At 30.5% G+C, this 23087-nt stretch carries 21 protein-coding genes and 2 pseudogenes; 7 read left to right on the top strand and 16 right to left on the bottom strand.

The features are described from left to right. Nucleotides 1–16: 16 nt before the first annotated feature. The 9 genes from CD034_RS02125 to norA all read right to left on the bottom strand — a co-directional run bounded on the left by CD034_RS02125 (nt 17) and on the right by norA (nt 10553). On the bottom strand, nt 17–1000 hold the full coding sequence (locus CD034_RS02125) for a glycosyltransferase family 2 protein (RefSeq protein WP_049431241.1): 984 nt from the start codon (nt 998–1000) through the stop codon (nt 17–19). Nucleotides 1001–1126: 126 nt separating this feature from the next. Next, entirely contained in the window at nt 1127–1966 is an 840-nt protein-coding gene (locus CD034_RS02120) for an aldo/keto reductase (RefSeq protein WP_049431243.1), read from the bottom strand. A 112-nt stretch (nt 1967–2078) separates the two neighbouring features. After that, nucleotides 2079–3449: a hemolysin family protein gene (locus tag CD034_RS02115; RefSeq protein WP_002449560.1), complete on the bottom strand. Its 1371-nt coding sequence runs from the start codon at nt 3447–3449 to the stop codon at nt 2079–2081. An 892-nt stretch (nt 3450–4341) separates the two neighbouring features. Further along, nucleotides 4342–6312 carry a PTS fructose transporter subunit IIABC gene (locus CD034_RS02105; protein ID WP_002449586.1) on the bottom strand — a complete coding sequence of 657 codons (1971 nt, stop codon included), beginning with the start codon at nt 6310–6312 and terminating at the stop codon, nt 4342–4344. Nucleotides 6313–6317: 5 nt separating this feature from the next. Further along, entirely contained in the window at nt 6318–7238 is a 921-nt protein-coding gene (gene pfkB, locus CD034_RS02100; RefSeq protein WP_002449570.1) for a 1-phosphofructokinase, read from the bottom strand. A 2-nt stretch (nt 7239–7240) separates the two neighbouring features. Then, nucleotides 7241–7996 carry a DeoR/GlpR family DNA-binding transcription regulator gene (locus CD034_RS02095; RefSeq protein WP_002449563.1) on the bottom strand — a complete coding sequence of 252 codons (756 nt, stop codon included), beginning with the start codon at nt 7994–7996 and terminating at the stop codon, nt 7241–7243. Between the two features lie 148 nt (nt 7997–8144). After that, nucleotides 8145–8600: a Cys-tRNA(Pro) deacylase gene (gene ybaK / locus CD034_RS02090; protein ID WP_172457931.1), complete on the bottom strand. Its 456-nt coding sequence runs from the start codon at nt 8598–8600 to the stop codon at nt 8145–8147. Between the two features lie 154 nt (nt 8601–8754). After that, nucleotides 8755–9231 (bottom strand): hypothetical protein, encoded by a 477-nt coding sequence (locus CD034_RS02085; protein ID WP_002449552.1) that lies wholly within the window; start codon nt 9229–9231, stop codon nt 8755–8757. 158 nt (nt 9232–9389) lie between these two features. After that, nucleotides 9390–10553, bottom strand: coding sequence for a multidrug efflux MFS transporter NorA (norA, locus tag CD034_RS02080; RefSeq protein ID WP_103288091.1), 1164 nt, complete (start codon nt 10551–10553; stop codon nt 9390–9392). A gap of 223 nt (nt 10554–10776) precedes the next feature. Here norA and CD034_RS11350 point away from each other — a divergent pair. Then, a pseudogene (locus CD034_RS11350) lies at nt 10777–11167 on the top strand (PPC domain-containing DNA-binding protein). A 255-nt stretch (nt 11168–11422) separates the two neighbouring features. Next, the gene (locus CD034_RS02070) at nt 11423–12040 is read left to right on the top strand and encodes a DUF1361 domain-containing protein (RefSeq protein WP_002449567.1); all 618 of its coding nucleotides are present in this window, start codon (nt 11423–11425) and stop codon (nt 12038–12040) included. 129 nt (nt 12041–12169) lie between these two features. Here CD034_RS02070 and CD034_RS02065 read toward each other — a convergent pair whose 3' ends face one another. The 3 genes from CD034_RS02065 to CD034_RS02055 all read right to left on the bottom strand — a co-directional run bounded on the left by CD034_RS02065 (nt 12170) and on the right by CD034_RS02055 (nt 15029). Beyond that, on the bottom strand, nt 12170–13543 hold the full coding sequence (locus CD034_RS02065) for a cryptochrome/photolyase family protein (protein ID WP_077699590.1): 1374 nt from the start codon (nt 13541–13543) through the stop codon (nt 12170–12172). 140 nt (nt 13544–13683) lie between these two features. Then, nucleotides 13684–13983, bottom strand: a complete 300-nt coding sequence (locus CD034_RS02060) for a hypothetical protein (RefSeq protein WP_002449572.1) — start codon at nt 13981–13983, stop codon at nt 13684–13686. Between the two features lie 122 nt (nt 13984–14105). After that, the gene (locus CD034_RS02055; RefSeq protein WP_103288090.1) at nt 14106–15029 is read right to left on the bottom strand and encodes a CobW family GTP-binding protein; all 924 of its coding nucleotides are present in this window, start codon (nt 15027–15029) and stop codon (nt 14106–14108) included. Nucleotides 15030–15251: 222 nt separating this feature from the next. Here CD034_RS02055 and mgrA point away from each other — a divergent pair, with 222 nt between their 5' ends. Next, nucleotides 15252–15689, top strand: coding sequence for a global transcriptional regulator MgrA (gene mgrA / locus CD034_RS02050; protein ID WP_002449577.1), 438 nt, complete (start codon nt 15252–15254; stop codon nt 15687–15689). A 115-nt stretch (nt 15690–15804) separates the two neighbouring features. Here mgrA and CD034_RS02045 read toward each other — a convergent pair whose 3' ends face one another. Together CD034_RS02045 and CD034_RS02040 are read right to left on the bottom strand one after the other, a co-directional pair. Beyond that, entirely contained in the window at nt 15805–17472 is a 1668-nt protein-coding gene (locus CD034_RS02045; protein ID WP_103288089.1) for an amino acid ABC transporter ATP-binding/permease protein, read from the bottom strand. Beyond that, complete coding sequence (locus CD034_RS02040; RefSeq protein ID WP_103288088.1) at nt 17456–19099, bottom strand: ABC transporter ATP-binding protein/permease; 1644 nt, start codon at nt 19097–19099, stop codon at nt 17456–17458. Before CD034_RS02040 ends, CD034_RS02045 begins: the two co-directional genes overlap by 17 nt. Before the next feature lie 287 nt (nt 19100–19386). On the opposite strand from CD034_RS02040, the gene CD034_RS02035 reads away from it, so the two are divergent. The 4 genes and pseudogenes from CD034_RS02035 to CD034_RS02020 all read left to right on the top strand — a co-directional run bounded on the left by CD034_RS02035 (nt 19387) and on the right by CD034_RS02020 (nt 21898). Beyond that, entirely contained in the window at nt 19387–20256 is an 870-nt protein-coding gene (locus CD034_RS02035) for an undecaprenyl-diphosphate phosphatase (RefSeq protein ID WP_002455649.1), read from the top strand. A gap of 141 nt (nt 20257–20397) precedes the next feature. Then, a pseudogene (locus tag CD034_RS02030) lies at nt 20398–20850 on the top strand (hypothetical protein); the annotation flags it as partial. A 23-nt stretch (nt 20851–20873) separates the two neighbouring features. After that, nucleotides 20874–21335: a YaiI/YqxD family protein gene (locus CD034_RS02025; RefSeq protein ID WP_002449579.1), complete on the top strand. Its 462-nt coding sequence runs from the start codon at nt 20874–20876 to the stop codon at nt 21333–21335. Then, nucleotides 21332–21898, top strand: coding sequence for an LOG family protein (locus CD034_RS02020; RefSeq protein ID WP_103288086.1), 567 nt, complete (start codon nt 21332–21334; stop codon nt 21896–21898). The genes CD034_RS02025 and CD034_RS02020 overlap by 4 nt, the downstream gene beginning before the upstream one ends. A 225-nt stretch (nt 21899–22123) precedes the next feature. Here the strand turns inward: CD034_RS02020 and CD034_RS02015 are convergent, their stop codons facing one another. Further along, on the bottom strand, nt 22124–22669 hold the full coding sequence (locus CD034_RS02015; RefSeq protein ID WP_002449584.1) for a GNAT family N-acetyltransferase: 546 nt from the start codon (nt 22667–22669) through the stop codon (nt 22124–22126). 100 nt (nt 22670–22769) lie between these two features. Further along, complete coding sequence (locus CD034_RS02010) at nt 22770–23066, bottom strand: hypothetical protein (protein WP_002449559.1); 297 nt, start codon at nt 23064–23066, stop codon at nt 22770–22772. Nucleotides 23067–23087 lie beyond the last annotated feature (21 nt).

Raw genomic sequence — 23087 nt, 5'->3', positions numbered from 1 at the left:
TTACATGTTTATTTTTTTATTGATAAATTTTTTCTTTTTCTGCAACTACTTTTTCAATAGGTGTTTTTAAATTGGAAGCTTCCACAATATATTTTGGTCTTTGTTTTACTTCGTAATAAATTCGCCCAATATATTCGCCAACGACACCAATAGACATTAACTGAATGCCACCTAATAACAATACAGCTGCTATTGTTGTAAAGTAACCTGGATGATTAATTCCATTCATTAAAATACCTATTAACAAATAAATAATATAAATGATGCTTAATCCAAAGATAAACATTCCAAGATATATCATTGCTCTCAGTGGTTTATTATTAAATGATATTAATCCATCAATCCCATAATTTAATAACTTGGTAAATGTCCATTTAGATTCTCCAGCTTCTCGTTCTACATTTTTATAAGTAAAGATCTTTGTATTATACCCTATCCATTCAAATAATCCTTTAGAAAATCGATTATATTCATTTAATGAAACAATCGATTTAACTGCACGTTGACTTAATAATCGAAAATCGCCTACACCATCACTAAATTTAATATCTTCGACAAAGCTATTAATGAGCTTATAGTACAACTTTGACAATGTTTTACGTGCAATATTTTCACCACTACGATCTCGTTTAGCGACAACTTGATCAAAACCTTGTTGATATATTTCAATCATTTTAGGTATAAATTCCGGAGGATGTTGTAAATCTCCATCAATCATTACGACTGCATCAACATTCACACTGTGTTGAAAACCAGCAATCATTGCTGCTTCTTTACCAAAATTTCGACTAAAAGAAATATATTTAACATGTTCATCGTATTCCGCTAAATTTTGTATATGCTCAATCGTATTATCTTTACTACCATCATCAATAAATAACAAGTCATAATAATAACGACGAGTTTTACTATTCTCCGTCAAAATTTCAGTCAATCTATCGTAAGTTTTTTTTACGACTTTACCTTCATTGAAGCAAGGTATAATGACTCTGATTTTCATCTAATTACATCCTTTTCTACATTCTTTCTAATATTGTATCAATAAAATCAATAAATATTCTACTAATAACCATGTAATTAACAAATAATTAATATTAACTCTAGCTTTTGTAATAATTAAACTATATTATTTTAAATCACCTATTGCTACATCATCTGGATCTTTACCTTGACGTGCATTTCTATTTAAACTATCAATTTCCGCAATCTCAGTAAGTTCTAAATTAAAGTCAAAAATATCATAATTTTCACGAATACGAGATGGGGTTTTTGATTTAGGAATAATAATTCTGTCATGGGCTAGATGCCAACGTAATACAATTTGTGCTGTTGTTTTGTCATATTGTTCTGCTAATTTTGTAATTACTGAATCATCTAATAATCCTCGATTTCTCATAAGTGGCATCCAAGCTGTGACAGTAATATCATGTTTATCACAATAATCTTGTACATCTTGTTGATTAAAATAAGGATGAACTTCTATTTGATTAATTTGAGGTACAATAGTTGTCTCTTTCATCAATGTTTCTAAGTGATGGGGTTTAAAGTTACATACACCAATCGCTTTAATTTTACCTTCATTATATAATTTTTCTAATGCTTTATAAGATTCAATATATAAGCCATCTTTTTCACATGGCCAATGAATTAAATATAAATCTAAATAATCCAATCCTAAGTTTTCTAAAGATTTATTAAAATATTCTAATGTATTATCATATCCTTGATAATCATTCCATAATTTAGAAGTAATAAATACGTCTTCTCTCGCAATATCACTGTTGTTTAAAGCTTTACCTAGTGCTTGTTCATTACCGTAAAAATAAGCAGTATCAAATGCACGATATCCCGTTTCTAATGCTGTTTGTACTGCGGTTTCCATCTCATCATCTTCCATTTTATAAACGCCTAGTCCTACTTTAGGCATTGGGTAACCATTATTTAACACTTGTGTATCATTTATCATTTATGCCACATCCTATTCAATATATTTTTTCAACTAAAAATTAGCATAACTTAATTTCTTTTACGCATACAAATAAAGACACTTAGGTTTACATACCCAAGTGCCTTTATTTTTATTCATCCGATTCATGTTTATGATCGTGATTGTCTTCTTCCTCTTCATCACTAATCACAGGTCTTGTTTCATTAAATTGGTATTTAAGTACAACCCATACCAATTGGTGATTATCCATTTCAGAAACAATCCATCGATCGTATTTTGTATCTATATAGTCTTCAACTTGAAGATTAGTATTGTGTGCTTGTAACCATCCACCTATTGTATCGATATCTTCAGAATCTTCAAAAGTGATATCAAATTTTTCATGTAAATCATCAAGTAAGACACGTCCGTTAATTTGATATATATCTTCCTCTAATTTAACAATATCATTTATTTCATCATCATCAAATTCATCTCTGATTTCACCGACAATCTCTTCAAGAATATCTTCCATTGTTAGAATACCGGCAGTACCACCATATTCGTCAATAATAAGACTAATATGAACATGTTCACGTTGCATTGAAACTAATGCATCGCTAATACGAGTTGTTTCTGAAATCATAGGTAATTCATGAATATAATTAGAGATTTTAATTGTTCTACCTGAAGCATATTCTGTTAAAAATTCTTTTACATTAATAAAACCTTTTATATGGTCTTTATCCCCATCTTCAGTAATTGGATAACGTGTAAATTGATGTTCTTTAATCGTGTCAAGTAATTCGTCAACATTAAATGGTTCGTTTAACGTTACCATTTGTGTACGTGGAACCATGATATCTTTCGCATGTCTTTCGTCAAATGAAAAGATATTTTGCATGTAATTCAGTTCTGTTTGATTAATTTCTCCACCATTATAACTATTATTAATAATGATTTTAATTTCTTCCTCAGACATTGCATCTGCTTGCGCATCAGGGTCAACACCAAGCATTCTAATAATTACTCGTGCCGAACCATTCATTAACCATATTAATGGCTTCATGACATTACCAAAATAATATAATGGTCTAGCATAAGTTAATGCTAATTTTTCAGTATGTTGTATTGCTATTGATTTGGGTGCTAACTCACCTAACACTACATGTAAATAAGTTACAACAATAAACGAAATCACAAATGAAATGGTTGTAGTCACTGCACTTGGCAAATGTAATAGATTAAAAAGTGGATGTAATAGTTTTTCGAATGTCGGTTCACCTAACCAACCTAAACCTAAAGATGTAACTGTAATACCAAGTTGACATGCTGATAAATAATAATCAAGATTAGCAATCATCTTTTTAACAATTTTTGCACTTCCATTACCTTCATCAGCAAGTTGTTCAATTCTTGTTGAACGTACTTTTACTAATGCAAATTCAGATCCAACGAATACGGTTGTTAAAGCGATTAATAGAAAAAATATTACTAAATTAATTATGGTCACTGTTTCCAATTAGTTCCCTATTTCTAGGGATTCACCTCCAAATATTATGTGTCTCTAATGAGTAACACGAATTTAATACGTCATACTTATCACCGTTATAAACGCATGTTAAGACCTTCCCATTAAGACACCCCCAAAAAAAATGTATTACTTTAATATTACCATATTTCTATACTAAATGGTTAAATAAGAATAAGAAAGCTTTTAACATTTAAAATCATTTAAAAAGCATTATATAATGATTTTCTTACTACTATTTCATATATACTTCAATAGTCCTTGTAATAAATTTTTAAGAAAATCAGAGAAATGATATGTGAGGAATTTTTAATTAAATGCTATAAAAGTACAATAATACTCCAGGATGGTTATTTGTTTCTTAAACTCAAATTCCCATTTAAACCCAATCTGTAGTAATAGTCAAGTCCATATATATCTATGTCTTTTTAATTATATACTAACTATATAATAAAAGATTGGACAGAATTCGTTAATCCCTTCGATAATGTAACCCCAGCTTTCGTTGAACGTTGGGTTTCCCAGGAAACTCTTTTTGCTGAGGCCCCAACCCCAGCTTTCGTTGAACATTGGGTTTCCTAGAAAACCCTTTTTGCTGAGGCCCCAACCCCAGCTTTCGTTGAACGTTGGGTTTCCTAGGAAACCCTTTTTGCTGAGGCCCCAACCCCAGCTTTCGTTGAACGTTGGGTTTCCCAGGAAACCCTTTTTGTTGGCACTCCACCCCAAATTTCTTTGAACATTGCTTTTTTACAAAGATTTCGATGCTAGTACTCCTTGAAATAATCTTGATACAACACGTTTTCAATTCAATGACCAAATATCAATATATAAAAAAATGCCTGAGACAACTCATTATGTCTCAGGCTCATTAAATTAATGTTTATTATTCATCCATAGATTCTGAAGCTTTAATTTCTTGTTCTGTTAATTTTGGTTTCAGTAAACCATAAAGTACTGCTGAAACAAGTGTACCTATAATTAAAGCAATGATAGTTTGGATAATATGACTAAAGTCTGTGGCTGCTATAACGATGATACCACCATGAGGTGCATTAATTCTTGAACCAAGTCCTAATGCAATCGCTCCAGCAACACCTGAACCGACCATCATTGATGGAATCACACGTAATGGGTCAGCAGCTGCAAAAGGTATAGCACCTTCTGTGATGAATGATAGACCCATAACATAGTTAGGTACGATTGAGCCACGTTGCTCTTTTGTAAATTTACGTTTAAAGATAAACATTGCTGTGGCAATTGCTAATGGTGGAATCATACCACCAACCATTGCTGCTGTTATTGGTGCAGCATTACCTTCAGTTAAAGCTGCTGTCGCAAATACATAAGCTGCTTTATTGAATGGACCCCCCATATCAATTGCCATCATAGCTCCAATAACTAGTCCTAATAGCATAATGTTAGAACCAGATAAACTATTTAAACCATTTAATAATAGATTGTTTAACCATGCTGCAGGTGGATTAAATACATAAATCATTAATAATCCAGTAATTGTCACACTTAATAGTGGATAAATTAATGTTGGTTTTAAACCTTCAACTGCTTGAGGTAAATTACGAGTAATATATTTGATACCTTGTGTTAAATAACCCGCTAAGAAACCAGCAATAATACCACCGATAAACCCAGAGCCACCAGAAATTGCTAACATACCGCCAACTAAGCCAGCTGCAAAACCTGGTTTATCTGCAATACTACGAGAAATGAAACCAGCTAAGATTGGAATAATTAATGCAAAGGCACTCTTATTACCAATATTCCACAATTGTTCTGCAAACGCATTGTGTTCAGGACTTTTTGGATCAAATGAGTTGGCGCCAAATAAGAATACAATCGCCATTAATATACCACCAGCAATAACAAGTGGTAACATATTAGAAACACCATTCATTAAGTGTTTATAAAATGCTTTACCTGGACTTAATTTTTCATCATTACTATCTTTATCTGTATTTTTTTGTCCACCATGTGCTTTAAATGGTTTTCTACTTGTATCAAGTGCTGTATTAATTAACTCTTCAGGACGTTTAATCCCGTCTGCTACTGGAACCTCAACTACATTTTTACCATCGAAACGATCTGTTTCTACATGAACATCGGCAGCTACAATAATCCCAGTTGCACGTTCAATATCTTGTTGAGTTAAATGGTTTTTAATACCACTTGAACCATTTGTTTCAACTTTTATTTTCACTCCCATTTTTTCTGCTTGTTTTTTCAAAGCATCACGGGCCATATACGTATGTGCAATACCTGTGGGACACGCTGTTACAGCTAAAACGTAAGGTTCGTTAGCATTATCATTCGCTGATGCGCCAGTTGTTGCTTGTGCTTCATCCTCTTGTTTTTGAGCTTCTTTTTCTTCTTCTTTAGTTGCTTCATCATCAGCATCATCAATAATACGAAGTATTTCTTCTTTCGAATTAGCCTGTAATAGATTTTCTCTTACTGTATCGTCCATTAAAATGCCTGACAATTTAGCTAATGCATCTAAATGTGTTTGTGCGCCACCCTCTGGTGCTGCAATCATAAAGAATAAATGCGCAGGTTGACCATCTAAACTTTGATAGTCCACACCTTCTTTTGATTTACCAAAAGCAATCGCAGGTGATGTCACTGCTGCTACTTTAGCATGTGGAATGGCTATTCCTTCACCAATTCCCGTTGTACTTTGTGACTCACGATTATGAATCGCTTCCTTAAATTGAGCTATATCGCTTAATTTACCAGCTGAATCTAATTGATTAACTAATTCATCAATGACGCCATTTTTATCACTAGCTGATAAATCCATAGCAATAGTTTCTTTAGTAAGTAATTCTGTTATTCTCAACTCTATCACTCCCCATCAAGTACAGAAATTGTAACTTGTGACTTGATTTTTTCTATATCTTCTCTTAATGCTAAGTCATCATTAAATGCCGTAGCCGTACCTGAAGCTACTGCTTGGCAAAATGCTTCTTCAAGTGATAGTCCCAACTCAAGACCCGCTACCATACCTGCAACTGTACTGTCACCAGATCCTACTGTATTTACAACTTCACCTTTAGGATTTTGGGCTTTAATACTTCTTGTCTCGTCAACATATATGGCACCATCTCCACCTAAAGAAATAATGACAGATTGAGCTCCATTTTTTACTATTTCTCTACCATACTTAACGACATCTTGATCTGATTTAATTGTGACATCAAACATTTCTTCTAATTCATCTTTATTCGGTTTAATAAATAAAGGATGATATTCTAACACTGTATTAACTAAATCTCTTTCAGCATCCACTACTAATTTTGCACCTGTTTCTTGAGTGATTTTTGCAATTTGAGCATAAGCATCACTCGGAATACTTTTTGGAACACTTCCTGCTACAATGACAGTGTCCTCCTTAGAAGTATGTCTAATCTGATTTAATAATGCTTCAAACTGCTCAGACGTCACATTCGGACCAGGTGCATTAATTTCAGTTTCATCGCCGGATTTTAATTTAACATTAATACGAGTATCTTCATTTACTTTAATAAACTCCGTATTAATATCGCTTTGTTCCAAAATGCTAGAAATAAATTCCCCAGGAAAACCTCCAGCAAATCCTAATGCCGTAGATGAAACATCTAAGGTTTTCAAGACGCGAGAAACATTAATACCTTTTCCACCAGCAAATTTGTATGTTTCTCTAGCTCTATTAAGCCCTTTTAGCTCAAATCCATCAGTAAACATGATGTAATCAATAGATGGATTAAATGTCACTGTATATATCATAATTAACCTCCTAAAAAGTGGTATTTCTCTTTGTATTCGTTGTAGCGATTATGATGACGTAATTGCTCAGATACGATGTACTCAACATGGCATGCTTTGGTTGAGACATGCGCAAAATATGTTTCATCTAATTTTGAATGGTCTAATAAAACATAAGATGTGGTTGCTTGATGTATTGCTCTTTCTTTAATTAATGCTTCTTTTTCATCTGGTGTGGTTAATCCATGATTCAAATCTAAGCCATTCATACCTATGAAAGCTTTATCAAAACAATAACGTCTTAAAACTTCAAGGGCACTTGCTCCGACAGTAGCAAAAGTGGTAGCTTTTACTTCTCCACCAATCATCAAGGTTTTAATACCTCGATGAAGTAATCTTTCAACGTGAGACAATCCGTTTGTAACCACTACGATATCTTGTGCTTTTATAAATGGAATCATCTCAATTGTAGATGAACCTGCATCCATAAAAATATAATCATTATCTTCAATGAGCTGAGCTGCCTTTCTTCCAATTTCTCTTTTTTCTTTTAGATTTGTAGACAGTTTTTCAGATAAAATAGGTTCTTGGTTTCTATGACTATTAAGTGTTGCACCACCATGAACACGTTGAAGACGTCCAAGTTGTTGTAACTTTGATAAATCTCTTCTTATAGTTGAAGCACTACAACCTGTTCGTTCAATTAACTCTTGGAGTGATAAAAAATCTTTTTTCTTAAGTTCTTGTAAAATTAAACTTTGTCGTTTTTCAGAAATCATCTTTAACACTCCTTTACAACTTTTATTATAGTGTTCACGCTTACATATTTCAATCAAAAATTATCAAAAACGTTCAAAAACGTTCAAAAAAACCGAAAAATTAACAGAGTGTTCACAATGTATATCATTGCTCACTCTGCTAATACATTTAATGTTGAGTAATACGTGCTGTTTGTGCCTGTGTAACTGCAATTAAATCATTAGGTTCAAGTATAATTTGCATGCCTCGTTGACCACCACTCACATTGATTTTGTCTCGTGATAAAGCTGACTCATCAATAATCGTTGGAAACGAATGTTTCATTCCTATTGGAGAACACCCTCCTCTTATATAGCCAGTAACTTTTTTTAAATCATCCATCGGCATCAAATTAAGTTTCTTTTCACCTATGACATGTGCCGCTTCTTTTAAGTCTAATGTTTCACTAACTGGTATAACACATACAAAATGATCATGATTAGCATTTTCTAACACTAATGTTTTATAAACGTCTTTCACATTCGCATGCACTAATTCCGCAATTGTTTCTCCATCTAAATGTTCTTCACCTATTTCAAATGTATTTACTGAATAATTAATCTTAGCTCTATCAAGCATTCTCATTGCATTGGTTTTCTTATGTTTCAATGTAACACCTCATTTATCTTCTTTATATATCTAATTTTACTACTCTTTGTGACAAATAAAAAATAGAGTAAGATAGAAACCTTTAGATTTCACTTTCTTACTCTGATTTTACATTACATTTTTATTTAACTTAATTTGCAGAAATTATCTCAACTTTACCCACTTTATTAATTGTTATATCTTCAGCTTTTTTGTTTTCTGGATACGCTTCAAAAGTGATGGCTTGATTAGTTTCATTCAAACCCTCTAACTTTACAGGCTGTTTATAATTTTGTTGCATATAATTTTCAACTATCGTTTTACATTCCTCTGTTGAGTATAAATATTTTTCTTGAGCTTTCTCAGTCAACCTATAATTAACGTTTTGATTTTGACGAATATCTGCTTTGTGTTGCGTTTGATTTTTCTCAGAAGCTTCGGCGGTGTGATTGCTGTTTATATTTAATATATTTTTAGTTTCGACAATACTTCCGACTTTTGAAAAAGTAGAAATTGTTCGATGTACCTTAGCTAAGGCATTTTGATTCGTTGCGATAAATAATAGAAATGCCAAACAAATTGATAAAATGATAGCTACCACACTTAACAATATATTTTTTAAATTCATCTCCTTACCCACACTTCTCTTTGAATTTTTTTATATCTTAACATACAAATATAGATAAAATAATTCAGTAGAAGGCAATTTAAAATAATTGTAATCTTTGTAACAGTTATATTACCTAACGACTTTTTATTGTTACATTTCTATTATATAAAACTTATTTAATCACATCTGCTACGATTTAACTGTAACTTTTTCTCTATGAAAATAATTACTACCCCAAATAACATTACAATAATAGACATATATAAAGGAAATTCAATATTAACATCAAATAACGAGCCTGCTACCAATGGGCCTACAAAATTACCCATACTTGTAAATGTAGAATTAAGTCCTCCAGCAAAACCTTGTCGATTACCTGCTATATTTGAATAATAATTAGTTAGCGCTGGACGAATTAAATCAAATCCAATAAAGACAATAAAACTAATTAACATAATTGACCAGTAACTATGAGCGATTATAAGACTAAATATAACAATGACAGAATATAATAATGCCCAAGTAATAAATGTAAGTTCAGTGGTATATCTCATAAATTTATCAAAAAAGAAAATTTGGAATACTGCTCCTGCAACACCACCACCTACAATAGCAATTGAAATATCGCCAGGTGTGTAGTTTGCTTTCGCTGAAGTATATAGAGAAAATAACGTCTCAAAAGAAGACAAACCAAAAGCAAGTACAAACGTTAAGATAATTGGAGTAATAAAAACACCCCATTGGATTTTAGAAAGTTCTTTAGTTTCAAAGTGAATATGATGACTTTTCGCTGTATTTTGCGGTTGGCGAATCAATATTACAGATATAACAAACGCAATAATACCTAATGCACCTGCAAAATAAAATGGAAGACGATGTGATACTTCTGCTAAAAAACCACCAATTCCTGGTCCTAAAATAAAACCAGAGTTAATAATTGCAGACATATAACCAAAATTTTTCGCTTTATCTTTAGCTATAGAAATATCTGCAATCATTCCTGTTACACCAGGCATGACCATCCCTGCACTAAAACCACCAAGTATTCTTGATACTATTAGAAGTATAAAAGAATGACTCATAGCAAATAAGAATTCAGAGATTGTAAAAAATACTAATCCTAAACAAATAATTAATTTTTTACCCAATTTATCAGCTAAACTTCCTCCAAAAGGAGAAATAATCATTTGAGACAATGAGAAAATAGCTACTAAAATTCCTAAATCGCTTCCTTTTAATCCTAAATCTTTCAAATATACTGGAAGAACAGGAATAACAAGGCCAATTCCAACGAATATTAAAAATATATTAAAATATAATGTAAATAATTGTTTTTTCATGAAGATCACCTCTCTTTTATCTATAATTAAATACGCTTAATGAAATTCATCTAATTCATATTCTGAGAAAAGTTAAAAATTCTAAATTTTTCATCTTTCATTTAGATACTATTATATATTATTTTTTATTTTAAAATATACTATCTTACTTAATAGTTTATTCAAAGTATTTTAAATTTATGTTATATATAATTAAATTATCCTAATTATAAAAATGAAGACAATAAGATGCCCAAAAAATGGACAACACTCTCTTCTTGTTTTAGAACATGGAGAAGATATTATAAAAGAGGTTACTTACTTTGCTCAACATTAACATATTAAATTTGATTCAGTGAGTGGTATCGGAGCTTGTGATGAGATCGTGTTAAACTATTATAATTTAGAAACAAATGAATATGAAAAAAAGAAATAAATGAAACATTAGAGTGAACAAGTTTATTAGGGAATATTTCTCGTATTGATAATTAACCATTTGCACATTTACATGGTACATTGGTTCTCAATATTTTGAGACGTTAAGTGGACATTTAACAAAAGCTGTGATTTCAACAACAAGTGAAATTTTCATTACGATGATTGATTGTGATATCAATCGAACGTTTGACTCGTAGACTAGACTCAACTGATTAAAATCGTAAAATTTCTCTTTCAATCAAGATTAGAAACCTCAATTCAACCGCTTCATTACAATATGTTATCACTTTTATTTAACATCATTGAGATTCTTTTCTTACAGATTACACATCTATTTTACAATTATTAATGCTTCTCTAACTTTTATTATTCTACCTTCTTTTTTCTTGATTACTTCGACTTTAACCTTTACTATAATAATTCAACTAAATCGTTAGAAAGTAGTGCATATTATGACTTCACGTTATATTGCAAGAATCTATTTTATTATTCTTTTTGTAATATCATTATTTGAAACGCGTGTATTTAACTTTGTAAGCTTAAATTTATTTTTAGCTTACATTCCACTTGAATTATGTTTCTTATTAGATTTATTTAAACCTAGAAAAAAGTTTGAATGGCCTATATTTATTATTTTTGCTCTTATTTTTATTTTATTAGTACCCAATACATTTTACATGGTTACTGATCTTATTCATCTCAATCAGTTTACATTTGATTTTTACGTCCAACTTAATTTAATAGAATGGTTATACTTTACTTTCTTACTGCTAAGTGTATTTTTTGCGATTTATTGCATGGCTCTCATATTTGTTCATTTATCTCATTTCACTTCAAAGCTATGGTTAAATCGATGTTTATTAATAGCACTTATGTTTTTAAATGGTTTAGGAATATTTATGGGTAGATTTTTGAGATTTCATACTGTTCATTTAATTACCCGTCCATTTACTATTATCATAGAAGTCATTAGTGCCTTAAATGGTAGTAGTTTAATATTTATTTCATTAATGATGCTACTTCAATTTGTCATTTTATTATTCATTAAAGGGATAAGAATGGCACATTGATATATTTCTATTTAATACAGTCTATTCATGTAGAAAAATTTTATAAGACGTTTAGTTATGTATTTAAAAAAGCTAGGGGTGGGAGCATGAACTCAATTTGAACTCTGTTTCCTTTCCCTAGCTCTTTTTTTATATATTTTTAAATATTGTCATCACATGTTCGCGCGCAACTTTATGATCTACAATTGGTTCAGGATAATCTTTACCTAATTGTATTCCTTTTTTTACTAATTGCGTTTGATGTTGAAATGGATGATGTAAGAATTTTGCGGGCACATGATCGAATATAGGAATATATTTTTTGATATATAAAGCGTCTTTATCAAAACGTTCGCTTTGTCTAGTAGGATTAAACATCCTAAAATACGGCACAGCATCTGTCCCAGTTGAAGCTGACCATTGCCAACCATGTACATTTGAAGCTGCATCATAATCGATTAATTTTTTCCTAAAATAATCTTCGCCCCAAGCCCAATCAATAAACAAATCTTTAGTTAAAAATTGAGAGACTACCATCCGCATGCGATTATGCATAAATCCTGTCTCATTTAATTCATTCATAGCAGCATCAATAATAGGAAAACCAGTTTGACCTTCACACCAGCGATTAAACTCTTCTTTGTTATATGACCATTGTATAGTACGATATTTTTCATTAAATGCTTCATGTGCAATATGGGGATATTGAGCCATAAGAACATAATAAAACTCACGAAACATTACTTCTCTAATAAAACTTTCGTAATTATTTTCATTTTCCTCATATCCTTCTAATAAATCTGTAATAATTTGTTTAATATCTATCAGACCATATGCTAGAACAATACTTAATTGACTAGTGAGTATTTCCGGAAGATACTCTCTATCCTTTTTATAGTTTTGAATACTATGATTTAAATAATCTTTCCAATTGTTTAACGCTTGATCTTCTGATTGTCCATCATGATGATAATCATTAGTTATCGTTTGTTGTGATTGGCTACATTTATTAGCGATATCACTTAATTGATATTGATACGGAGAATGCTGTCTAAGTTTTGAACGGTGTGCTTTATAAAAACTTGTAAATACTTTATATGGTTGTCCTTGCTGATTCATAGTGTTACTTGGCTTAAAATAATGATTAACGTTAATAGTTATTACGGGTATATCGTGATTTTTAAACGATTGTTTTAAGTGGCGAATATCATATCTTTCTTGATGATAACTCATGATATCGCCAGCCATAACTATTTCTTTAATATCATGTTCAGTACAAAACATACCTAGTTCACTGTAATCGATGACATATGGCTCTATATGATGTTCTTTCAACTTATATAAAAATTTTTCTAAAGTGCCATAATAATAGTTTGCTTTTTTATCTGTACCTTTCTCTTCAAATGTTTCCTTAGGAATTATAAGATAGCATTTATCAAATGCATCTTTTTGTTGATTAATATATTCGAATAATGGATTATTATTTATTCTAAATACTCTATTGAGAATGACGCCAATATTCATATTTTCACTCCTAGACTGATGTTTGTTAATAATTTAACTACCCTATTTATCTTAAAATTAAAAGGAGTGACTATAGAATTCAATACAAATTCTAAAGTGACTCCTTTCACTTAATTTATATAATGTGATTAATACTTTTATTAACCAAATATTTCTCTATTAAGTCCAAAAACGTATAGTAAAGTAAAGAAAGTTGCTGCACTTAAAATAGTTAAAATTAGCGTTAATATGAGTGTACGTTTGTACTTATTAATAAATGCGATAAACAATATTCCTAAATTATAACCAAAGAACAATCCAAATAGTGCCATTGTGATTTTTATATTTGTAAAAAAGATATTTAACAATAGAATAATAATTGCAAAAATTAAATATGGGATTGTAATCCACTTAAACTCAAAGCGAATTTGTTTAGTGCGTTTATCTTCATTATGATTCATTAATATATCCTCCTTATTCTATTATAAATGATATATTTTTTTATTCTCATGACAAGACTATGACATATTTATTAGAAATTTAGAATACTCATAACCACTCCCATAACAATTAAGGAGTCATTTTAAGTAAATTGAATCATTTCTAACTGGTTTTTCAAACGTGTTGTATCAAGCATTTCACCAATAATAACAATAGTTAATGGAACTTCTCTATCAGTTATTCCATAAGTAGGTAATCCCATTGAAAATTGAAATTCGTATGTTGAATCCGACTGATCTTTAAATTTTACAAATCCTTTTAATCTGAATACTTCATCTGGCAAACGCATTATAAATTGGTAAAATAATTGTCGATCAATAGGAGAACTAAACGTATATTTCATAGATTGTACATTATGATGGTGGACATGAACATGCCTATTAATATCAGCAGCTTTATTTTTCACTACTACATCATCTAATTTACTATATGTAGTCACGTAAATCGTTGCTTTATTATTAATAGAAACCAATTGTTTTTTTATATTTTCTAATTCTACTTGGGTCACTAAATCCATTTTATTAAGAATAATTATATCACTATATTTAATTTGCTCTTCCATTAACTCATTCGTCTCTACCGTATATTTCATTCTATTATTAAATCTTAACGCATCAACAAGGCCTATTATTTTAGGAATTTCCACGTCATTAACTATTGTTGGATCTTGACACGCTGCAAAGACTTCTAAAGGATGTGCAATTCCAGTCGATTCAATAAGAATGTGTTGACTTTCACCTTCTTTAATAAGTGATTGTAATTGTAATACTAAATCATTATTTAAGTCACAACATACGCATCCATTGATTAATGATTTTATAGTAATATCTTCTTCGATAAGTAAACTATCAACGTCAAAAGAACCGAATTCATTCATAATAATCGTTATTTTCTCATCTTTTTTTAATAATTGGCGTATATAATTATTCAAAAGTGTAGTTTTACCACTTCCTAAAAAGCCACTAATTATTGTAATAGATATTTTTTGTTTTTTATTATTTATCATTTTAAAAACTCATTTCTATATAAAATGTATTTGAAATTAATATTATAAAAATGTACGTTAGATTACACTTGATTAAAATAGTGTTTTCTTCTAAAATTTAAGCATACTTTAATTTTAGCATGGCATTGAAATGAAGTGTGTGATAATTTATATTTTACACAACATAGACGAACTTTAATCCGAAATAAAGAGAAACGGATAAATGTCTGGAGGAGAACTTTAATGTCTGAACAACACAATTTAAAAGAGCAACTTTGTTTTAGTTTGTACAATGCACAAAGACAAGTAAATCGCTACTATTCAAACAAAGTCTTTAAAAAGTACAATCTTACTTACCCACAATTCTTAGTTTTAAGTATTTTATGGGAAGAATCCCCTGTAAATGTTAAGAAAGTAGTCACTGAATTAGCTTTAGATACAGGTACAGTATCACCCTTACTAAAAAGAATGGAGAACGTTGATTTAATTAAACGGGAACGTTCTGAAATTGACCAACGTGAAGTATTTATTCATCTTACTGAAAAAAGTGAAAATATTAAACCCGAATTAAGTGATGCATCTCAAAAAGTTGCCATCGCTTCTTCTTTGAGTAACGATGAAGTCCATGAACTTAATCGTCTATTAGGTAAAATTATTACTGCTTTTACCGAAAACAAATAATGTGACATGCTAGTACTAAACTAATTAAAGTTATTCATTTCAAAATGTAATTTATATATTTATCAATAGTAGAAAACCTGAGATCATTTTTTAAAGCTATCTCAGGTTTTTTATTTTATAATTTATTAATATGAATCATGCGATTTAAATAACCCTTATTTTGACTTAATGATACATAATCTCCGTACTCAACAACCTCACCTTCAACCATTACGATAATGGTATCGAAATATGGAAGTAAGTCTAAATCATGTGTAGCAACAACTAATGTTTCTGCTTGCTTGTTAATTTCTTTCATTACATTGGTCGTATTATCTTTATCAAGCGCTGTAGTTGGCTCATCTAATAGCCAAATGTTAGATGATTTTAAAAATAAACGTGCTAAAGATAAACGTTGAATTTCACCGCCAGATAAAGAAGTTCCATCTAAAGTCAATTGCGTGTTCAAATTTAAGTAACTTAAATTCAACATATTTAAAACATCGATTAAGTTTTCATCTTTTTGATTAGATAATAAATTTTCTCTAACAGTACCATCAAATATTTGTTGGGATTGTAATAACGCATTGATTTCATTATATCTATCGTTTTCATTAATTTGAGTAATAGATTGTCCGTATAACTCAACACGACCTTCTTCTATTTCATATAATCCACATAGCAGTTGCATTAACGTACTTTTCCCTGAACCAGAAGGTCCAATGATAGCTACTTTTTCACCTTTATGGATGGTTAAATTAATATCGTTTAATACTAATGTTTCTTGATTAAAATATTTAAAGTTTAGATTAGAAATACTAAATACAGGTTCTTGTTTCGTCTGTACAGTTAACTCAGGTGTAGTGATCGAAGAATGAAACACCTCATTAATATCTGTTAACGCTTGATCTGTATCTGCTTTATAATAAGCAAAATTACTCATTGGAATAGCCTGTTCGAACAAAGTTAAAATCATTAATATCATACTCGTTACATATATAACATCTAAATATCCATGTTCAATTTGTACCACGGCTAAAGCTAAACTTAAAAAAATCGTTATAATAGAAATGAGATTCAATATATAATCATAAAATGTTAAAAAACGATTTTCTTTAGCTTGTAATCTATCATAGTATTCTAATGACTTAACGACTTTCTTTTTATATGCATCTTGTTGATTAAAAGTAATTAACTCTTGATAACCCGCTTTATAATCATAAAACTCACCTAACATTTTTTGTTCATGAGTAGTAACTTGTTGTTTAAGTATGCGTACACGCTTAGCACTTAGCCATGGTATAATCCATAAATAAAATAGCATACTTATGACAATTAAAATAGCATGAGCAATACTAAAATAAATTAATGCAACAGCAACAATTAGCGCAGTTAAACCTATTACAAAAGGAGGATAATATACACGTAAATATATATTTTGTAGTGCCTCTACTTTATTGACCATTCTTGAGATTAAATCGCTCGATCTAAATTTACGATAAATATTAGGCACTCTTGGAAAAAGTTGCTTTACAAACTGTACTCTTATATTCCTTAACATTGTAAATGTAGTTCGATGGGATAATAACCTTTCAACATATCGCGTCATAGCACGTAAAAATCCAAATAATTTTACAGAAACGACAAGTATCATCAATGCGTAAATAGGCATGCCTAGTGCACTTTGAGTTACCATATATCCACTTAAAAAGAACATTGTAAGTGCTATTAGGCTTCCAGTAATGCTTACTAATATTGCTAAAAATAAATCTTTATCTAAATGAAATTTAATATGTGGTTTCATCTTTATTCACCACCTTATTTAATTGCGTAGAAATTCGATTATCATCTTTAATAAGATGACCTTCTTTTACATATAAACGTCGGGTTGCACGACGTATAGTCGAATTACGATGTGCGATTGTAATTGTGGTAGCATGCTTAAAGTTATGCTCTAATGTTTGTTGAACAACACGTTCAGTTTCAATATCTAAACCTGTAGTAGGCTCGTCAAATATTAGAATACTTGGACGTAGTAATAGTACTCTACAAAGTTCTATTCTTCTCATTTGACCCCCAGATAACATTTCCCCACCTTCACCAATTACAGTGTGAATTCCTTTATTTAAGCTTAAAATCTTTTCTTTAAGTCCTACTGTTTCTAAAGTTTGTAAAATTTTTTCATCTGAAACCTCATTAAACATTGTAATATTATCTTTAACAGACGCTGAAAAAATATATGGCCGTTGGTTTAACATACCTATATCTGTAACTTCAGAATTAAATATAATGCGACCTTTTGTAGGTGTTATCATTTGCTGAATAAGATTCGCTAATGTGGATTTTCCAGCGCCACTTGGACCAACAATTGCAATTTTTTCTCCTTGATTGATCGAAAAAGTTATATCTTTTAAGGCATATAGAGTCGTATTAGGATATTGATAACTTACTTTATCGAAATAAATTTGATTTTGCTGATTCTGATTTATGGTAGGCGTGTTGATAATTGATTCTTCAACATTATTTAAAAAATCAAAAATAATATCACTTGCTCCTTCACTTTGTTTACCAGTATGGAAGGCTTGACCTAAATCTTTAATTGCATTGTAAAATTCTGGCGCTAAAATAATCGCAATTACAGCAATTTTAAAGTTGATATGGTGAAACACGACTAAACTTAATGTCGCTTCTAGTGCAATTAAACCAATACCTAACATACTTATAAACTCAAGCATAAGGCCAGATAGAAATGCACTTTTCAAAATTTTCATCGTTAAATCCCTAAAGCGTGTGCTCTCTTTATATATGTGATTTTCCGTTTCCGTTGTTCGTCTAAATAGTCTTAAAGTAATCAAACCTTTAGCTATATTTAAAAAGCGTTGGCTAAATTGATTTAAATACGTCATTTGTTCTTTGGATTCGTCTCGTGTTTTCAAGCCAAAAATAATATAAAATAATGGAATAAATGGTGCAGTAACCGCCATAATAATAGCAGTATTAAGATGTATAAAACACATTACAATAATAATGACGAAAGGTATGCACATAGATTTAAACACTTGTGGCAAGTAATTATTAAAAAAGGGTGTAATTCCATCTATAACTTCAGTTAAAATGTTTGTTTGTACGCCAATTGAAGCTTTAGACTTACTTGTTACTATTTTTTGACGAAGGTCATGTTTAACTTTGTAAGCTAAAATATCACCTAATCGTTGATTCAACATATTAAACGTTACTCTCAAAATTAATACGATTAAAATAGTAAATAACAATGGATAAATAGCTGAAACCTTGTGGTACAAGACTTGATTCAAAAACCTAGCAATTCCAATATTTTGAATCACTACACATATGGCTAACAATACACTAATCATCCCCATAAAAATTGGAAATAATTTATATTTAAAGACTAAACTCATTAAATTTTTCAAATTTCTTCACCTAATGCTTTATTATAGAAGCTTGATCACAAATAATCATTTAATTGATTTCAAAGTTAAGTGACAATATTATGTCATTTCTTTGAATTAATCATCTTCCACACAATACAACAAAATAGTTTTTTTATTTCAAAACAACATGACATTATTGTCATATCCACCGGTAATTATTAGTAAATTATTATTTCAATATGCTATGATAATAAAGTGAATTTTTTAAAATAAAACATTTAGCATAAATGAAAGTTCATTTTTTACATAAAAGAAAGAGGTTACTTATGATAATTATTGAATTTATTAAGGCGTTAATTTTAGGTATTGTAGAAGGTCTTACTGAATTTGCTCCTGTTTCATCTACAGGACATATGATTCTTGTAGATGATATGTGGTTACAATCGTCTCAATTTTTAGGTTCTCATTCAGCTTTTACTTTTAAAATTGTCATTCAACTCGGTTCTGTGTTTGCTGCTGCATGGGTGTTCCGTGAACGTTACTTCGAAATGTTACATATCGGAAAATACAAACATGTTGCTCATAGTGAGGGAATGCGTTCTAAACCTCGCCGATTGAACTTACTCCATGTATTAGTAGGTATGATTCCAGCTGGAATTTTAGGTGTTCTTTTTGATGACTTTATTGAAGCGCATTTATTTAGTGTACCCACTGTAATGATTGGTTTATTCATTGGTGCTATTTATATGATTATTGCTGATAAATACAGTACTAAAGTAAAGCACCCGCAAACAGTCGATCAAATTAATTATTTCCAAGCATTTGTCATTGGTATTTCTCAAGCAGTTGCAATGTGGCCTGGTTTCAGTAGATCTGGATCAACAATTTCTACTGGGGTATTAATGAAACTCAATCATAAATCTGCTTCTGATTTCACGTTTATTATGGCAGTCCCAATTATGTTAGCTGCAAGTGCATTATCATTACTTAAAAATTATCAATATATTGATCTTGCACATGTCCCATTTTATATTATTGGATTCTTAGCAGCATTTATTGTCGGTTTAATTGCAATTAAAACGTTCTTACATTTAATTAATAAAGTGAAGTTAGTACCATTTGCGATTTATCGAATCGTACTAGTTATTTTCATTGCTATTCTTTATTTCGGATTCGGTATTGGTAAAGGTATTTAATGATATCACACTAAAATTCTTTTTGAATTTTAGTGTTTTTTTATAAAAAATTTAGATAACTATTTTAATCTAGTGCAATCGTTTGAATTCCTGTATCATAGGGTAATGAAAGAGAAAGAAAATTTTATGGGGGCAACGAGTATGGACAAAAAACAAGTTATTAAAACAGCAATTAACGTGTTACCGATATTTATCGTACCACTAGTTGTAGAACGTAAAAAAATTAAGTCTCATCCAGATGTTCAAAAAGCTTCGCATGCAACTTCACATGCTACACATACGGTAGCAAATAAGGCATCTAGTGTTAAAGATTACTTTGGTGGTAAAAAACAAGAGTTCGATAATAAGCGTGAACTCAAAAAAATTGCTAAAGAAAATGATCCTAAATATATTAAGAAAAAAGGATCAAAATTAGCTAAAAAGAACCATAAACAATCTTCTAAATTAGAGAAAAAACTTCAAAAAAATATTGATAAACGTCATAAAGAAGAAGAAAAAATTCAAAAACATAATGAAAAACAGCGAATTAAAGAAATGAAGAAATATGATAACTATAATGCTGACAGTATTATTACTCAAGATAAAGCGTTACATTCAGAAAAGGTTACAAATAAATAATGACAACCATATTTGTTGATGGTGATGCTTGTCCAGTCGTTAATGAAATTATTGATTTAACAGCTGAGACAGGCTTTTTTGTTACGATTTTACGGAGCTTTAGTCATTTTTCTCATTCTCATTATCCAAGTCATGTAAATATACTATACGTTGACGATGGACCAGATGCAGTTGATTACAAAATTATACAACTTGTAACAACGAGTGATATTGTGATTACTCAAGACTATGGATTAGCTAGTTTATTACTAAAGAAAGCTAGAATTATAATGCATCATAAAGGATTTATCTATAACGAAAATAATATAGATATATTACTTCAACAGCGTTATAATAATGCACAAATTAGAAAACAAGGTGGACGTCATAAAGGACCCTCCCCTTTTTCAAAAGAAGACCGACAGTATTTTTGTGATGTTTTTCAAACCTTACTTAATCAATTAATGGAGGATACAAAATGAAACGTATAGCAGTATATTGTGGAGCAAGTAAAGGGAATAATCCCATTTATGTTAAAGAAGCGTATCAATTAGGAAAATATATGGCTGAACAAGGTTATGAACTCATTTTTGGAGCTGGTTCAGTAGGTATCATGGGCGCTATTCAAGACGGCGTACTAGATTACGGAGGCCATGCAATTGGAGTGATGCCTAAAATGTTAGATGAACGTGAAATTACTAGTCAAAAAGTAAGTGAGCTCATTCTTGTAGACTCAATGCACGAACGCAAAGAAAAAATGACTGAATTAGCAGATGCTTTTGTTATGACACCAGGAGGAGCTGGTTCTCTTGAAGAATTTTTCGAAATGTATAGCTGGGCACAAATTGGTATACATCAAAAACCAATCGGCATCTTTAATTTAAATGGATTCTTTAATCCGCTTCAAACTTTGATTGATCATATGATTGAAGAAGGTTTTATCGATAAAAAATATAAAGCGTTAGCACCTTTATATGACACTAAAGAGGCTCTAATTGATGGATTACTTAATTATAAACCTCTTGGTGTTAGAACCTATGATTGATTAATACTATAAAAAAGATGGGCCAACGAATTCTTTTTGAATTCGTTGGCCCATCCTGGTTTCGGCACCCAAATGTAGAGACTTTCGTGTTGAGTGTTTCTATATTTAGGTTTAGGACTAGCAATAAATTTGTTTTTTATCGTCACATTTTTTATGTAGCCCATGACTTTTAATATGCTAAAAAACCTCTGGGGTTTCTATCTATTTTCTAGTCTTTATTAATATTTATATGTTTAACTTTTTTTGATATCTTACATGTCTTTTAAGTGGATGATATTTACTTAGTTCAGGTAGTTCAAAATAATCAAATAATGACATTCCAATTTTTTCCATTACTTTTCGAGAGGCCAAATTGCCCTCAGCTGTAAGACTAAATACTTCTTCTATGCCTTTTTCTTTTGCATACTCTAAAACAGCCATAGCACCTTCAGTAGCAATACCATTCCCCCATACTTCAGGGATAAGTCGCCATCCAATTTCATATATAGGTAAATTTTCAAAAGGATATTTACTATCTTTTGGTAAGTAGTTTAACCCTATATATCCTAACCATGCTCCTGTCTCTTTAAGCTCAACAGCAAACAGCCCAATTCCTTTTTCCTTTAAAATGTCATCCATTTGTTGCATATCTAATTCTGAACGTCTATAACTTAATAGACTTGGAAAATAGCGTCTTACCTGAGGATTTGCATTCATTTTTTGAAAAGATAATAAATCTTTTTCTTCCCAATCACGCAATCTCAATCTTTCTGTTTCTATATAAACAACCATTTATCCACACTCCATTACCCAAATACAATTATGAAAAAAGTGTGACATGGAGTATATAACCATAACACACTTCGTTTCGTTCATTTTGATTAAAAGATTATTAATTTTTTGAAATGTAACTTATTAATTCGATATGTACTGGAATCTCTTTTAACTTATTACGTTGATTTTTAGGTGCTACAAATGTTGCATCGATATAATCATTACGATGATTAAGTTTGAAAGTAGCTACAAATGTATCACTTTCTGATTCAAAATTTGGCAAGTGTGCTACAACACGTTTAATGTCTCCAGTTGAATGAGTTACTGTACGTCCAGTAATATTTTCAATCTCTTTACCTAATTCTGGAAGTGTAATGTCACGTCCCTCTAAGATTTGAAAATCATGTTCATGCATAGTTATCTCTCCCATACTATA

The organism is Staphylococcus hominis subsp. hominis (assembly GCF_002901845.1).
Taxonomy (GTDB): domain Bacteria; phylum Bacillota; class Bacilli; order Staphylococcales; family Staphylococcaceae; genus Staphylococcus; species Staphylococcus hominis.
The sequence above is the reverse complement of the archived record's forward strand: the minus strand, read 5'-3'. Positions and strand labels throughout refer to the sequence as shown.

Coding starts and splice junctions, on each gene's coding strand:
- CD034_RS02125 (WP_049431241.1), bottom strand. CDS start 1,000: ATGAAAATCAGAGTCATTATACCTTGCTTCAATGAAGGTAAAGTCGTA.
- CD034_RS02120 (WP_049431243.1), bottom strand. CDS start 1,966: ATGATAAATGATACACAAGTGTTAAATAATGGTTACCCAATGCCTAAA.
- pfkB (WP_002449570.1), bottom strand. CDS start 7,238: ATGATATATACAGTGACATTTAATCCATCTATTGATTACATCATGTTT.
- CD034_RS02095 (WP_002449563.1), bottom strand. CDS start 7,996: ATGATTTCTGAAAAACGACAAAGTTTAATTTTACAAGAACTTAAGAAA.
- ybaK (WP_172457931.1), bottom strand. CDS start 8,600: ATGAGAATGCTTGATAGAGCTAAGATTAATTATTCAGTAAATACATTT.
- CD034_RS02085 (WP_002449552.1), bottom strand. CDS start 9,231: ATGAATTTAAAAAATATATTGTTAAGTGTGGTAGCTATCATTTTATCA.
- norA (WP_103288091.1), bottom strand. CDS start 10,553: ATGAAAAAACAATTATTTACATTATATTTTAATATATTTTTAATATTC.
- CD034_RS02070 (WP_002449567.1), top strand. CDS start 11,423: ATGACTTCACGTTATATTGCAAGAATCTATTTTATTATTCTTTTTGTA.
- CD034_RS02065 (WP_077699590.1), bottom strand. CDS start 13,543: ATGAATATTGGCGTCATTCTCAATAGAGTATTTAGAATAAATAATAAT.
- CD034_RS02060 (WP_002449572.1), bottom strand. CDS start 13,983: ATGAATCATAATGAAGATAAACGCACTAAACAAATTCGCTTTGAGTTT.
- CD034_RS02055 (WP_103288090.1), bottom strand. CDS start 15,029: ATGATAAATAATAAAAAACAAAAAATATCTATTACAATAATTAGTGGC.
- mgrA (WP_002449577.1), top strand. CDS start 15,252: ATGTCTGAACAACACAATTTAAAAGAGCAACTTTGTTTTAGTTTGTAC.
- CD034_RS02045 (WP_103288089.1), bottom strand. CDS start 17,472: ATGAAACCACATATTAAATTTCATTTAGATAAAGATTTATTTTTAGCA.
- CD034_RS02035 (WP_002455649.1), top strand. CDS start 19,387: ATGATAATTATTGAATTTATTAAGGCGTTAATTTTAGGTATTGTAGAA.
- CD034_RS02025 (WP_002449579.1), top strand. CDS start 20,874: ATGACAACCATATTTGTTGATGGTGATGCTTGTCCAGTCGTTAATGAA.
- CD034_RS02020 (WP_103288086.1), top strand. CDS start 21,332: ATGAAACGTATAGCAGTATATTGTGGAGCAAGTAAAGGGAATAATCCC.
- CD034_RS02015 (WP_002449584.1), bottom strand. CDS start 22,669: ATGGTTGTTTATATAGAAACAGAAAGATTGAGATTGCGTGATTGGGAA.
- CD034_RS02010 (WP_002449559.1), bottom strand. CDS start 23,066: ATGCATGAACATGATTTTCAAATCTTAGAGGGACGTGACATTACACTT.